This is a genomic window from Nocardiopsis sp. NRRL B-16309, assembly GCF_001279585.1.
GTDB lineage: Bacteria > Actinomycetota > Actinomycetes > Streptosporangiales > Streptosporangiaceae > Nocardiopsis.
In genome coordinates this window covers 23,389-37,319 of sequence record NZ_LGEC01000072.1, presented here as the reverse complement: position 1 = coordinate 37,319, position 13,931 = coordinate 23,389, and the positions used below count along the sequence as shown (strand labels likewise).

The 13,931-nt window shown below is 72.4% G+C and carries 9 protein-coding genes; 5 read left to right on the top strand and 4 right to left on the bottom strand.

Going from position 1 to position 13,931, the window contains the following annotated elements; translation table 11 throughout:
• Nucleotides 1-11: 11 nt before the first annotated feature.
• Nucleotides 12-1,217: a cation:proton antiporter gene (locus ADL05_RS13825; RefSeq protein ID WP_053617359.1), complete on the top strand. Its 1,206-nt coding sequence runs from the start codon at nucleotides 12-14 to the stop codon at nucleotides 1,215-1,217.
• 47 nt (nucleotides 1,218-1,264) lie between these two features.
• Entirely contained in the window at nucleotides 1,265-1,558 is a 294-nt protein-coding gene (locus ADL05_RS13820) for a YiaA/YiaB family inner membrane protein (protein ID WP_053617358.1), read from the top strand.
• 62 nt (nucleotides 1,559-1,620) lie between these two features.
• Here ADL05_RS13820 and bioB read toward each other — a convergent pair whose 3' ends face one another.
• Complete coding sequence (bioB, locus tag ADL05_RS13815; protein WP_053617357.1) at nucleotides 1,621-2,682, bottom strand: biotin synthase BioB; 1,062 nt, start codon at nucleotides 2,680-2,682, stop codon at nucleotides 1,621-1,623.
• A gap of 340 nt (nucleotides 2,683-3,022) precedes the next feature.
• Between bioB and ADL05_RS13810 the strand changes: the two genes are divergently transcribed.
• On the top strand, nucleotides 3,023-4,450 hold the full coding sequence (locus ADL05_RS13810) for a sugar porter family MFS transporter (protein WP_053617356.1): 1,428 nt from the start codon (nucleotides 3,023-3,025) through the stop codon (nucleotides 4,448-4,450).
• Nucleotides 4,451-4,459: 9 nt separating this feature from the next.
• Here the strand turns inward: ADL05_RS13810 and ADL05_RS13805 are convergent, their stop codons facing one another.
• Nucleotides 4,460-4,705: a hypothetical protein gene (locus ADL05_RS13805; protein ID WP_053617355.1), complete on the bottom strand. Its 246-nt coding sequence runs from the start codon at nucleotides 4,703-4,705 to the stop codon at nucleotides 4,460-4,462.
• A gap of 174 nt (nucleotides 4,706-4,879) precedes the next feature.
• On the opposite strand from ADL05_RS13805, the gene pabB reads away from it, so the two are divergent.
• Together pabB and ADL05_RS13795 are read left to right on the top strand one after the other, a co-directional pair.
• On the top strand, nucleotides 4,880-7,081 hold the full coding sequence (gene pabB / locus ADL05_RS13800) for an aminodeoxychorismate synthase component I (protein WP_053617354.1): 2,202 nt from the start codon (nucleotides 4,880-4,882) through the stop codon (nucleotides 7,079-7,081).
• Nucleotides 7,082-7,191: 110 nt separating this feature from the next.
• Nucleotides 7,192-7,794 (top strand): DUF4291 domain-containing protein, encoded by a 603-nt coding sequence (locus tag ADL05_RS13795; RefSeq protein ID WP_053617353.1) that lies wholly within the window; start codon nucleotides 7,192-7,194, stop codon nucleotides 7,792-7,794.
• 412 nt (nucleotides 7,795-8,206) lie between these two features.
• Here the strand turns inward: ADL05_RS13795 and ADL05_RS13790 are convergent, their stop codons facing one another.
• Together ADL05_RS13790 and ADL05_RS13785 are read right to left on the bottom strand one after the other, a co-directional pair.
• Nucleotides 8,207-10,006: a bifunctional UDP-sugar hydrolase/5'-nucleotidase gene (locus ADL05_RS13790; protein ID WP_053617352.1), complete on the bottom strand. Its 1,800-nt coding sequence runs from the start codon at nucleotides 10,004-10,006 to the stop codon at nucleotides 8,207-8,209.
• A gap of 153 nt (nucleotides 10,007-10,159) precedes the next feature.
• On the bottom strand, nucleotides 10,160-13,510 hold the full coding sequence (locus tag ADL05_RS13785; protein ID WP_053617351.1) for a DNA polymerase III subunit alpha: 3,351 nt from the start codon (nucleotides 13,508-13,510) through the stop codon (nucleotides 10,160-10,162).
• Nucleotides 13,511-13,931 lie beyond the last annotated feature (421 nt).

The following is a 13,931-nucleotide window of genomic DNA, read 5'->3' as shown; positions in this document are numbered from 1 at the left end:
GGCGGAGACGGGTGGAGCACGAGTTCTCGGCGAGTCTGACCACACTGCTGCTGGTGCTCGTGGCCGCGGTGGTGGCGCCGCTGATCGCGGACGTGGCGGCGCGCTGGGTGATCCTGCCGGGCGTGGTGCTGGAGATCGGCCTGGGCATCGTGCTGGGCCCCTCCGGCACCGGACTGGTCCAGGAGAACGACATCATCACCGCGACGTCGAGTATGGGCCTGGCCCTGCTGATGTTCATGGCCGGGTACGAGATCGACCCGGCGCGCGTGACGGGTGGGCCGCTCAAACGGGCGTCCGGCGCATGGCTGTGCTCGCTGGTGCTGGCACTGGCGGTGGCCTGGCTGGTGGTCGACGGGGCGCAGACGGTCCTGTTGATCGGTCTGGCCATGACCACGACCGCTCTGGGGACCGTCCTGCCGATCCTGCGCGACTCCGGCGTGCTGGGCACGCGTTTGGGCGACCGGGTCCTGACCGCCGGGACCGTCGGCGAGTTCGCGCCCATCGTGGTGATCGCGCTGCTGCTCAGCGGGTACCGGCCGCTGACCGGCTCGCTCCTGCTGCTGGCGTTCTTCGCGGTCGCCGGATTCGCCGCCTGGCGGATGGGGACGCGCACCTACCCGCGGCTGCAGCGGCTGGTCAGCGCCACGCTGGGCACCAGCGCCCAGGTGGCGGTGCGCCTGTGCCTGCTGGTGGTGGTCTTCATGCTCTGGGTGGCGTCGAGCCTGGGCCTGGACACGGTCCTGGGGGCCTTCGCCGCGGGGATGATCGTGCGCCTGATGCTGGCCAACAACCACCCGGGGGAGGCCGAGGAGGTCGAGAAGCGGCTGACGGCGGTGTCCTACGGGTTCTTCATCCCGGTGTTCTTCGTGGTCACCGGGGTGCGCTTCGACCTGGGCGCGCTGCTGTCCGAGGTGGGGGCGATCCTGACCGTTCCGCTGTTCCTCGCGCTGTTCCTGATCGTGCGCGGCCTGCCGGTCTGGCTGTTCTCACGCGACGGCCTCACCGCCCGCCAGGGTTCGGCGCTCGCGCTGTTCTCCTCCACTGCGCTGCCGATCCTGGTGGTGCTCACCACCATCGGCACCCAGGCCGGGGATATGGACAGCGCGCACGCCGCGGCCCTGGTCGGCGCCGGCATGCTCTCGGTCCTGATCTTCCCGCAGGCGGCCCTGGTACTGGTGGGACGCGAACGGAGCCAGGTGGGCTCCACGGGAGGGTGAGTAGGTGTACTCATGCGTACGGTGCCGGGGCGGGTGAGGATGGATCCATGAGCATCCCCACTCCCCAGACCCGGACCACGGCGCAGTACTTCCTGCAGTCGATCATCGCCTTCGCCGTCTCGACCGTCGGCGTCGCGGTGGGCATCGTCTACCTGCCCGTCGACCTGTGGATCCGCGCCTTCCTCGGAATGAGCGTGCTGTTCGTGATCACGGCGACCTTCACCCTGGCCAAGTGCGTGCGCGACCGCCAGGAGGACGCGCTGGCCGCAGAACAGGCCCAGTACTACCAGCAGCAGCCGATCTGGAACGGCGCGGACCAGCAGTCCGCGCATCCCGCGTGAGGGGGTGCCGCCGCGCGTGCCACGCGGCGGCACCCCCTCACGCACAGGAGGCGTGCCGGCGGTCAGGCGTTGGGCGGAAGAGCGGTTCCAGCGCCCCGCCGGCGCGCCTTGAGCAGGTCGTGGCGCTCCCTGGGGAGCGTGGGCTCGCCGGCGCTCTGGATCTCGAACCCGGCGTCCTCGATCATCTCCCGGTCGGCGCTGCCCTCCTGCCCCTCACTGGTGAGGTAGTCGCCGAGGAAGAGCGAGTTGACCAGGTGCAGGGCCAGGGGCTGTAGCGAGCGCAGGTGGATCTCTCGGCCGCCCGCCAGGCGCACCTCCACGTCGGGGAAGACCAGCCGGGTGGCGGCCAGGATCCGCAGGCAGCGCTGCGGGGTCAGTTCCCAGGTGCCCTCCAGCGGTGTGCCGTCGAAGGGCATCAGGAAGTTGACGGGCACCGAGTCCGGCTCCAGCTCGCGCAGCGCGAACAGGGCGTCCACGAGGTCGTCGTCGCTCTCCCTCATCCCCGCGATCAGGCCCGAGCAGGGGGACAGCCCGGCGTGCTTGGCCTGCTCGACGGTGTCCACCCGGTCGGCGAACTCGTGCGTGGTGCAGATGTCGGCGTAGCGCTCCTCGGAGGTGTTGAGGTTGTGGTTGTAGGCGTCGGCGCCCGCCTCGCGCAGCCGGTCGGCCTGGCCCTGGGAGAGCAGTCCCAGACAGGCGCACACCTCCACGCCCGGGTGCTGCTGCTTGATGCCGGAGATGGTGGGGGCGAGCCGGTCCACGTCGCGGTCGGTGGGGCCGCGGCCGCTGGCCACCAGGCACACGCGCGAGGCGCCCGCCTCGACGCCCGCGGACACGGCCCTGGCCGTCTCGTCGGGCTTGAGCCAGGTGTACTTGACGATCTCCGCTTCGGAGCCCAGGCGCTGTGAGCAGTAGAAGCAGTCCTCCGGGCAGAGCCCGCTCTTCATGTTCACGAGGTAGTTGAGTTTCACCCGGCGGCCGAAGTAGCGCAGCCGGACCCTGAACACGGCGGCGACCAGGTCCATGAGGTCGTCGTCCGAGCTGGAGAGGACCGCGAGGAGTTCGGCGCGGGTGGGGAGCTGACGTCGCAGGGCCTTCTCGGCCAGGGGCTGGAATGTCGTCACGGGGACGATCCTGTCGACAGACCCGGCCGAGCACAGCCCTCGAACCCGCCAAAAAACGCGGCCCGAGTCTTGTACGGGCCCGTGGCCGCGGCGTCCACTCCGTCGGTGCGGCGGCCCCGTCCTCGGCCGGGCGGTGCGAAGGGGCCGTACCCGGTGGTCGTGCGGACGGCCCGGCGGGCCCGAGAACGGACCCGGCCCGCCCCACGGGTCCCAGCGGCGGGTCAACGATGGTTCCGAAATCGCCCCCGAAGGCGTTGCGCGAGCGGCCTCCGGCGCGCTTGTCCCGCACCCTGGAGCCGTGGCGCGCCCATCGGCGCGTGCCCGGGAAGGAGGCTGCAAGGTGAGCGACGCAGGCAGGAAGGCGACCGGGTCCTCCGTCGAGGGTGAGGTCAACATCGTCCACGTGACGCTGATCGCCGCCGCCGCGGCGATGGGCGGATTCCTCTTCGGCTACGACAGCGCGGTCATCAACGGCGCCGTGGACGCCATCCAGCAGAGGTTCGACGTGGGTCCGGCCACACTCGGCTTCACGGTCGCCGCGGCCCTGCTGGGCAGTGCTCTGGGCGCCGCCACCGCCGGGTCCCTGGCCGACCGGTTCGGCCGCATCCGTGTCATGCAGATCGCGGGCCTGCTGTTCGCGGTGAGTGCCGTGGGCTCGGCGCTGCCCTTCTCGGTGTGGGACCTGACCGCCTGGCGGGTCGTGGGCGGTGTGGCCATCGGCATGGCGTCGGTGATCGCGCCGACCTACATCGCCGAGGTCTCACCGGCGGCCTTCCGCGGTCGGCTGGCCGCACTGCAACAGCTCGCGATCGTCCTGGGCATCGCCATGTCGCAGCTGGTCAACTACACCGTGGCACAGAGCGCGGGCGGCAGCGCCCAGAACGACATCGGGCCGTTGCAGGCCTGGCAGTGGATGCTCGGCATCGAGGTGCTGCCCGCGCTGCTCTACATCGGACTCAGCCTGACCATCCCCGAATCGCCCCGGTTCCTGGTCCGGGAGGGGCGCGTGGCCCAGGCCCGCCGCGTCCTGGCCGAGGTGGAGGGCGGCGACCGTGTCCAGGTGGACCGGCGGATCGGGGAGATCCACGAGGCCCTGGGCGCGGAGCGGCGCCCTCGGCTGAGCGACCTGACGGGCCGCTACGGCCTGCTGCCCATCGTGTGGATCGGCATGGCGATCTCCGCCTTCCAGCAACTGGTGGGCATCAACGTGATCTTCTACTACTCCAGCTCGCTGTGGCAGTCCGTCGGCGTGGCCGAGAGCGACTCCCTGTTGCTGAGCCTGTTCACCTCCGTGGTCAACATCGTGGGCACGGTCATCGCGATCGCCCTGGTGGACCGCATCGGCCGCAAGCCCCTGCTGTTGGTCGGGTCGGCCGGCATGACCGTGGCCCTGGGGCTGACCGCCTACGCGTTCAGCAACGCGGAGGTCGTGGGCGAGGAGGCCTCCCTGTCCTTCGGCTGGGGCGTGCTGGCGCTGGTCTCCGCCAGCTCGTTCGTGCTGTTCTTCGCCCTGTCGTGGGGTGTGGTGGTCTGGGTGCTGCTGGGCGAGATGTTCCCGCTGCGGATCCGTGCCGCGGCCATGGGCGTGGCCACCGCCACCCAGTGGATCACCAACTGGCTGATCACGGTGAGCTTCCCCAGCCTGCGCGACTGGAACCTGAGCGGCACGTACACCCTGTACGCGCTGTTCGCCCTGTTGTCGTTCTTCTTCGTGTGGCGGTTCGTGCGCGAGACGCGCGGCAAGACCCTGGAGGAGATGCGGGGCTGAACGCCCGGCTCAGCGCTCCAGATCGATCTTGCGCTGGAGGAACTCCTCGCGGTCGACTTCGCCGCGGGCGTATCTGAGCCGCAGCTCCTCTTCCGCCGCGTCCAGGCCCTGCCTGGGCGCGGCGTCGTGTTCTTCGGGGAAGGGACGCGGGCGGTCCGGTCCCGGCAGGCGGGACGCGGAGCCCGCCGCCAGGACGAGGAACAACGCCATCGTCACCATGAGGACCATCACGAAAGCGCCCATCGCCAAGGCCATGACCCACTCCTGGTTCGGTGAAGGTGGAGTGCTTCTCCCTCTAGTTGTACCCACGCGGCGGTCCCGCCGCCAGGGTGCGGACGGGGCCTGTGGACAGCGCCGCCCCTCGGCCGATCCGTCCCCGTCACGGGCCCCGTAACCTGGAGTGTCGCGACCGGGAGGGAAGGGGGTGAAATGCGCGTTCTGCTCGTGGACAACCACGACTCCTACACGTACAACCTCTTCCAGCTCATCGCGCGCGTGCTGGGCCGGACGCCCGAGGTCCTCACCAACGACGACGCGCGCTGGGACGGGTTCGACACGTCCGACGTGGACGCCGTCGTGGTCTCGCCCGGGCCCGGCCGCCCGCACAACCCCCGCGACCTCGGCCGGGTGCCCGACCTCCTCGCGCACACCGGCGTGCCCGTGCTGGGCGTGTGCCTGGGCCACCAGGCCATCGCCCTCCTGGCCGGTGCCGACGTGGCCTCGGCCCCCGAGCCCCGCCACGGCCACCTGTCCCGTGTCCGCCACACCGGTCGCGGCCTGTTCGCGGGCCTGCCGCAGGACTTCACGGCCGTGCGCTACCACTCGCTGGCCGTCCGCGGACCGCTGCCGCCGACGCTGACGGCGACCGCCTGGGCCGAGGACGGCGTGGTCATGGGCCTGGAGCACCGCGACCTGCCCCGGTGGGGCGTGCAGTTCCACCCCGAGTCCGTCGCCGGAGACTTCGGTGCCGAGCTGGTCGGCGCCTTCCTCGACCTGGCCCGGGCGCACAACAGCGGACAGCGGCCGGCCGGGCCCGACCGCCCCCCGGCCGAGTCCGGACCGCGCCAGCTCTCCTTCGGACCACGCGACTCCGCACCGCACGAGTCCACCCCAGGGCCACTCGCATCCGGGCCTGCGCTGCACGATCCCGTCTCCGGGCCGCACGAGTCCGCAGCCGGACGACACGGTCCCGCCTCCGCGCGGGGGGCCGCGGCCGAGTCGGTCGATCCGGCCCCGAACGGCCGGAGCGGGCTCCGGGCACCCGTCCCGCGCACACTGGAACTGCCGGTCGCCGTGGACGCCGAAGCCGCCTTCGCCCGCCTGTACGGCGACGCCGAGTACGCGTTCTGGCTGGACAGCTCCCGCCCCCAGGGACCCGCCCGCTTCTCCTACCTCGGCCGCGCCACCGGCGAGGTGCTCACCTACCGGGTGGGCGAACCGGGCGTGCGCGTCCGCTCCGCCGACGGCACCGAGCACCAGGAGGCGGGCAGCGTCTTCGACGCCCTCGAACGGCGCACGCCACCGCCCGCCCCCAGCGCCCTGCCCTTCGACTTCACCGGCGGCTACGTCGGCTACTTCGGCTACGAGCTCAAGGCCGACTGCGGCGGCGCCGCCGTCCACACCGCGCCGACCCCCGACGCGGTGTGGATGCGCTGTGACCGCTTCGTCGCCGTCGACCACCGGCTCGGCCGCACCCACATCGTGTGCGCCGACGACGCCCCGGACGGCGACGCCTGGCTGCGGCGCACCCGCGATGCGCTCATCGGCCTGGCGCCCCTGCCCGGCCCCGCGCCCGCCTCGCCCCGCGCCGATCTGGCCGGGCTGCTGGAGCGCCCCCGCCAGGCCTACGTCGACGACGTCAAGGAGTGCCTGGGCCACCTCACAGCCGGCGAGAGCTACGAGATCTGCCTGACCAACCGGGTCCGCCTGCCCGACCCCGACGGCGACGACCTGGACTTCTACCGCCGCATGCGCGCCGTGAGCCCCGCGCCCTACGCCGCGCTGCTGCGGCTGGGCGGGGTGAGCGTGCTGAGCGCCTCACCCGAGCGCTTCCTGCGCGTGGACGGCGACGGGGTGGCCGAGAGCCGACCCATCAAGGGGACCGCGCCCCGCCACGGCGACCCCGACGCCGACGCCCGGGCCGCCGAGGAGCTGCGCACCGGCGCCAAGACCCGCGCGGAGAACCTCATGATCGTGGACCTGCTCCGCAACGACCTGGGGCGGGTGTGCGAGATCGGCACCGTCGAGGTTCCCGCGTTCATGTACACCGAGTCCTACGCCACCGTCCACCAGCTCGTCTCGACCGTCCGGGGCCGCCTGCGCGCGGACGTGTCCGCGGTCGGGGCGGTGCGCGCCTGCTTCCCCGGCGGGTCGATGACCGGGGCCCCCAAACTGCGCACCATGGAGATCATCGACCGGCTGGAGTCCTCCGCGCGCGGGATCTACTCCGGTGCGCTGGGCTACCTCTCGCACTCGGGGACGGCCGACCTGAGCATCGTCATCCGCACCGCCGTGCGCGCGGGCGGGGAGCTGTCGATCGGCGCGGGCGGCGCGATCGTGCTGGACTCCGACCCCGAGGAGGAGTACGCGGAGATGCTCCTCAAGGCCGAGGTCCCGGCCCGCGGCCGGTGACGAGTCCCCTCCGGCTCCCGTCCGACGTCCGCGCCGGCCGGCCGCGCGGTGCCGGTGGGACCGGAAAAAGGGCTTGCCCCCGCGCTCGGCAGGCTCGAAGCTGGTCGCCCATGGAGATCCCTCGACACCAGATCCGCGCCCGGTTCACCGATGACACGGTCACCGTGTACCAGGCCTACCACCCGACCATCGGCGGTCCCGCCGTCCGCGACGGCCGCTTCCCGCCCTCGTGGAAGCGCGAGCGGATGACGTGGATCAAGCCGTCCTTCCTGTGGATGATGTACAGGTGCGGCTGGGGGCGGAAGCCGAACCAGGAGACGGTTTTGGCCGTCGAGATCACCCGTGGGGGCTTCGAGTGGGCGCTGCGCCACGCGTGCCTGTCGCACTTCACCTCCGGCGTGCACGCCGACCACGGGGACTGGAAGCGCCGGTTGCGCGAGAACCCCGCCCGCGTGCAGTGGGATCCCGAACGCGACCTGCTCCTGCGGCCCCTGGGCCACCGCTCCCTGCAACTGGGGCTGGCCGGGGAGGCCACGCGCCGCTACGCCGACGAGTGGGCGGTCTCCTTCACCGACGTGACCCCGCTGGCCCACGAGGTCCACGCCCTGGTCGGGGCGGGCGACCTGGAGGGTGCGACGCGCCTGCTGCCCCGCGAGCGCCCCTACCCGGTCGGGGAGGGGGCCCTGGACCACCTGCGCCCGGCACCGGCGTGAGCGGCGGGCGCCGTCAGCCGCGCGACGGCGGTGGCGCACGCGGCTCGTGGTGTGGCCGGTGCGCCTGTGGCGGGCACCGGCCCCGGACACAGCGAAGGTCCCACCGATGTGCTCGGTGGGACCTTCGACGTGCGAGACCGGTACGGCGGTCGCCTCTCGGCTTGGGGCACAACACGGTTCCTGCCGCCCGGTCACCCGTGAGGGAGCCGGACGCGGTATTCCGTGAAGGCGGTGTGTGAGCCCGGGGGACACTTTCTACCGCACTGGCCTGCGAAGGGTGTAACCCGAAGGGGCCGCCGGGTATTCCAGGGCCCGGATCCGGTTTCGGCCCGTCTTCGGGTGACGGCCCCGGACCGCGTTCACGCAGCCTCCACCCGGCGGTCGAGGGCTCTCGCCCCCGGGCGCCGGGCCCTCACCCGAAGACGGGCTCGCCCTCGCGGACCAGGCGCCAGTTGGGGGTGTGGAAGTCGGCCGGGTCGATCGTGCCGGTCGCCGTGGCGTGGTCGATCAGGGCCTGGCGCACCTCGACCTGCCGGTTGTAGACCACCGGGGCGTCGGCGATGTGCGGGAAGCCGCCGCCACCGGACTGGCGGTAGTTGTTCACCGCCATCACGAAGCGCTGGCCGTCGGCCACCTCCGCGCCGTCCAGGGTCAGCGAGGTGATGCGCTGCCCCGCGGGCCGGGAGATGTCGATCTCGTACTCCAGTCCCGCGATCTGGTCGAAGTTGTAGTCCGGGGTGCCGCCCGCGTTGGTGATCTGCTCGGGGTCCACCGCCGCCCCCGGGGCGACCCGCTCGAAGTAGCGTGCGGAGAACTCCAGGTACGCCCGCACCTGGGCGCCGGTGAGCTCGCTGGCCAGCAGTGTGTTGTCGAACACGTACAGACCGGCCATGTCGCGGATGCTGACGTCACCGGCGGGGAAGGAGGCCGAACGGCTGAAGGGCGCCGCGATGGAGATGACCGGCAGGTCCGCCTCCGGGGTCCCCTCCAGAGCCGCGCGGACCGTCTGGATCTGCACGTGCTGGATGTAGTCCAGGATCGGGGTGTCCGTCCAGCACGCCTCGGCCGCGCTCAGCTCCTCGGTGGAGGTCGCGATCACCTGGTTGACGTAGTCCACGGCGGTGGCGTGCTGGCCCTCGACCGCCGCCACGACGTCCGGGTCCTCCTCCACGGTGTTGGCGTTGAGGGCGACCGCGCTCTTGGACACCACCCGCCACCGGCCGCGCTCACGGCGCAGCGCCAGGTCCATGACCGACAGGCGGCGCCCCCAGTAGGAGGGCATCGACATCAGGACGTCCTCACCCGTCACGCGGTTGGTCACGAACCGCTCCGGCACGTCCCGGTGGGCGTGCCCGAACAGGATCGCGTCGATGCCGGGGACCTCCTCGGCGACCATGGCCGAGGCGTTCTCCACCGGCAGCCCCTCGCCGTAGGAGGAGGTGCCGCTGTCCCCGGAGTGGGCGCTGACGATGACGATGTCGGCGCCCTCGGCGCGCATGATCGGCACCCAGTGGGCGGCCGTCTCCACCAGGTCGCGGAACTCCAGCTCGCCCTCGACGTGGCGGCGGTCCCAGATGATGGAGCCGGGGTTGGTCAGCCCCAGCACCCCGACCACCAGTGGCTGCCGGCCGGGCTTGTTCGTACAGGTCACCCGCATGCGCTTGAGGACGTAGGGCTTGTAGGCGGGATCGTCGGTGCCGTGGTGGACGGCGTTGGCGCCCAGGACGGGGGCGTCCATCTGCTCGATCCAGGCGTCCAGGTGCGCGAGGCCGTAGTTGAACTCGTGGTTGCCCAGGGCCACGGCGTCGTAGCCGACGGCGTTCATCGCCCGCGCCATCGGGTGGGTCTCACCGGTCTCGGTGAAGGGCTCCACGGTGTTGTAGTACGTGGCCAGGGAGGAGCCCTGGATGGTGTCCCCGGAGTCGAATAGCAGGGTGTTGTCCGTGCCCCGCTCGGCCCGCACCTGCTTGATCAGGCTGGCGGCCTTGGCGATGCCGATGTGGTCGCCGTCGCCGTTCTCGTACTCGGCGTTCTTGAAGTAGTCCCAGTTCAGGCAGTAGCCGTGGAGGTCGGACGTGCCCATGACGGTGATGAGGGCGTCGCGGGCGGAGGACGCGGCGGCGGTGCCGGGCCACCCGGCCAGGGCCAGTGCTCCGGCGGCGGTGAGTCCGCCGATCGCACCGCGTCGGGAGAGGGGGGAGTCCGCGGCCATGGTGGTTCTACCTCCGGGGGTTCGGGGAAGCGGGAGCGCTTCAGGTTAGTGAGACGCGCCGGGGGACGGAAGGGCACCGGTGTTAACAATCGGTGCACCTTCCGCGCCTGTCGGGTGCACGGTGTCCGATTGCCCGGCCGTGCCCGTGGACCGTCACGGGCCGGAGCTGCCGGGGCTGGCGTGCCACAGTCCGCGCGGGGCCGCGGTGACCGAGGGCAGGTCGGCGTAGGGGGAGACGCGGAACCCGCTGGAGTAGCGGATCCGGCGCCCGCCCACGCCCCGGGAGGGCCGGACGGGGCCCTGGGGACGTAGAGCGTCGGCCAGGCCCCCGGCTCCGGACTCCTCCCACGCCGCGCCGAGCTCGGCCAGGTCGTAGGCGTGGGTGGCGGTCACCGTGGCCATCCCCGACCCGGACCGGCGGATCCGGCCGCGTACGGCCAGCAGCCAGGACCCGAACACGGTGGCCGCGCACCGGTCCTGCACGGACTCGAAGAAGGTCAGGTCCACCAGCCCGGTCGCGTCGTCCAGGGTGGTGAAGATGATCCGCTGCCCCGACCGCACCGCGGGGGTCTGGGTGGCCACCTTCACCCCCGCCACCAGCACCTCCTGCCCGTTGGGGACCAGGTGCAGGTCGCGGGCGGTGACCAGGCGGTGCCCGGCGGCCAGGGCGGCCAGCAGTTCGGCGTGGCCGTCCAGCAGGTGCCGGTCCACCTCGTAGCCCAGCACCTCCAGTTCGGCGCGGACGCGTTCGTCCTCGCTCATCTCCGGCAGCGCCCCCTGCGCCGGGGCGGCCCCCGCCATCGGCAGCGGGATCTGGCCGCCGTCGGTCCTGGTGCGGCCGGCGCGTTCCAGAGCGCTGACCTGGAGGAGGAGGTCGCGCCGGTGGGGTGCGGCCGGGTCGGAGCCGATCCGGTACAGCGCGTCGAAGGCGCCCACCCTGACGAGGTTCTCCAGCACGTCGCGGGACAGGCGGGCCCGGTTGGCGGCGTCGGGCAGCGAGTGGAAGGGGCGCTCGGCCAGGACCCGGCCGATCTCGGCCGCGGTGATCCCCCGGACGTCGGCCAGGGATGCGCGCACGCCCCAGGTGCCGTCCACCTCCTCCACCCGCCACTGGTCCTGGGAGCGGTCGATGTCCACGCCCAGGACGGGGACGCCGAAGCGGCGGGCGTCGTCGATGATGGCGCGGCGCGGGTACATGCCGGGGTCGTGGGTGAGGACCCCGGCGTAGAAGGCGGCGGGGTGGTGGCGTTTGAGCCAGGCCGACTGGTAGGTGGGCAGCGCGAACGCGGCCGCGTGGGCCTTGCAGAAGCCGAAGGAGCCGAAGGAGGACAGGATCTCCCAGACCCGTTCGACGATCCGCGGGTCGTGCCCGCACTCGTCGGCCATGGTGGTGAAGGTCTGCCGCACCTGGGCCCGGCCCTCCTCGGTACCGAGCCGGCGGCGCATCGACTCGGCCTGGTCGAGGCCGCAGCCGGTCATGGCGTGCAGGGTCCCGATGACCTGTTCGTGGAAGATCACGACCCCGCCGGTCGGGGCGAGCAGGTCGGTCAGGACGGGGGAGGGGTGGATCGGCGGGCTCAGGCCGTCGCGGGCGGCCAGGTAGGGGGTGATCATGTCGCTGCCGACGGGGCCCGGCCGGAACAGGGAGATGTCGCAGATCAGGTCGTCCATGCCGGCGGGGCGCAGGCGGCTGACGAGTTCGCGCTGGCCGGGCGACTCGATCTGGAAGCAGCCCAGGGTGGCCGAGGAGGAGATCATCCGGTACGTGGACTCGTCCTGGGGCAGGGTGTCCAGGTCCAGGTGTTCGCCGGTGGTGCGCGCCACCTCGTGGCGGGCGTGGGACATGGCCGACTGCATGCGCACGCCGATGACGTCGAGTTTGATCAGCCCCATCTCCTCCACGTCCTCCTTGTCGAACTGGACCATGGGGTAGCCGGCGCGGCTGGGTTCCAGGGGTGTGCGCTCGCGCAGGGTGGAGCCGGAGACGACCAGGCCGCAGGGGTGCATGGCGATGTGGCGGGGCAGGCCGTCCAGGCTCTCCGCGAGCCGGAAGAGGGTCTGGGCGGCGGCCGATCCCAGGCCGGTGCCCTGGAAGCCGCGCAGCTCGGGCAGGTCCTGGGCGGCGGAGCGGATACGGCGGGCGCGCACGTGGGGGAAGGCCTTGGCCAGGGCGTCGATCTCGTGCGGGGGGATCCCCATCGCGGCGCCGACGTCGCGGATGGCGCTGCGGGCGCGGTAGGTCTCCATCATGGACACGCAGGCGGTGTCGGGGTAGGCGGCGAAGACCGCGTCGTAGGCCTCCAGCCTCCGGGCGGACTCCACGTCCAGGTCGATGTCGGGCAGGCCGCTGCGGCTGCGGCTGAGGAAGCGCTCCATGAGCAGCCCGTGGTCCAGGGGGTTGATCGCGGAGATGCCCAGCAGGTGGTTGACCAGGCTGCCGGTGCCCGATCCGCGGATGGAGCACCGGATGCCCTTGTCGCGGATGCGTGCGGCGGCGTCGGCGACCGTGAGGAAGTAGGCCGACAGGCCCTTGTGCTCGATGACCTCCAGTTCAGCGGCCAGGCGGTGCACGGCGCCGGGGTCGCGGTGCAGGCCGAGCCGGTGCAGGCCGTCGTCGCAGTCGCGCCAGAGGCGGTCGCGGAGGTCGTGGACGTCGGGCAGGTGGGCGCGGTCCATGCCCAGGTCGGCGTCGGGGTCCATGGCACAGGAGGCGGCCAGGGCGTTGGTGTGCGCGATCAGGCGGCGGGCCGCGGTGTCGTCTCCGCACAGGCGCCGGGCGACCTCCAGCATCTGCGCGCCGCTCTTGAGGTGGGCCTGGGCGGTGGCGGGTCCTGGGCGGGTGCCGCCGGGCAGCCAGCGGCGGGCCTCGTCCAGGACGTGGGCGACCTCGGCGTCGGTGGAGCCGGGGTAGCGGACGGCGTTGGTGAGCACGGCCAGGGTACGGGTCCGGGCGGCCAGGTCGAGGAGGGCCTGGGCGGTGCGCCGGTGGCCGGGGGTGTAGTGGTCGACGAGTTCGATCACCGTCTCGGCGGTGGCGCGCCAGCGGTCCAGGAGGCGCTGGGCGAGGCCGGGGCGGCCCTGGGCCAGGGCGGTGCCGACGTCGGACTCGGGGCCGAGCAGGACGACGAGGCCGTCGGCGTGCTCGGCCAGGGAGTGGAGGGACAGGGCGGGGGTGTCGGCCGCGGTGTCGTGGGCCCGGGTGACCAGGCGGCACAGGGAGGCCCAGCCGCGCCGGCCGCGGGCCAGGAGGGTGACGCGGCCGCCGTCGGGCGCGGCCACGGCCAGGTTGCAGCCCAGGACGGGGCGCAGGCCCGCCTTCTGGCAGGCGCGTACGTGTTTGACCATGCCGTAGACGCCGTCGCGGTCGGTGAGGGCGAGCAGGCCCATGTCGAGTTCCGCGGCGCGTTCGACGAGTCGCTCGGGCGGTGTGGTGCCGTAGCGGGCCGAGGCCGAGGAGACGACGTTCAGGTGCGCGAAGTCCGCGTGCCCGTGGGCCTGCGGCATGTGGTTCCTCCCCTGGGGTGGTGCACCGGGTTCGGCACGGGTGCTGGCGTGACCCATGGGGAAGAAGTGCCGAAATCGAACTTATGTACGAATCATAGCTCGGATCACCGCGAACACAAACCCCTGACCTGCCCAAACGCGAATTCGGGTGGCCCCGCGGACGTCGCCTGACGCAGGATGGCCGACAGGACAGGGGTTCCCGTCGCCTGGCAGATCCTCTGTCGCAGGGCACGTCCGCGGAGGGGGTCGGGTGAGACCGGGAGGCCGCCGCCCCGCCGCGAGGGAGGACGCCCGCGCGGCCGCACAGGTGAGACACCCCACGAGCACCCGGAGGGCCGCGGCCGGGCTGGCGCGGATTCGTCCTTCCCCGCACCTCTTGACCGGAGTGAGCTGCATCACTTACGTTCGCTCTCGGAACACT

Bases quoted from the DNA above. Each gene is read 5' to 3' on its own strand.
- ADL05_RS13790 (WP_053617352.1), bottom strand. From the start codon at position 10,006: ATGGCCGCGGACTCCCCCCTCTCCCGACGCGGTGCGATCGGCGGACTC.
- pabB (WP_053617354.1), top strand. From the start codon at position 4,880: ATGCGCGTTCTGCTCGTGGACAACCACGACTCCTACACGTACAACCTC.
- ADL05_RS13820 (WP_053617358.1), top strand. From the start codon at position 1,265: ATGAGCATCCCCACTCCCCAGACCCGGACCACGGCGCAGTACTTCCTG.
- ADL05_RS13795 (WP_053617353.1), top strand. From the start codon at position 7,192: ATGGAGATCCCTCGACACCAGATCCGCGCCCGGTTCACCGATGACACG.
- ADL05_RS13805 (WP_053617355.1), bottom strand. From the start codon at position 4,705: ATGGCCTTGGCGATGGGCGCTTTCGTGATGGTCCTCATGGTGACGATG.
- ADL05_RS13785 (WP_053617351.1), bottom strand. From the start codon at position 13,510: ATGCCGCAGGCCCACGGGCACGCGGACTTCGCGCACCTGAACGTCGTC.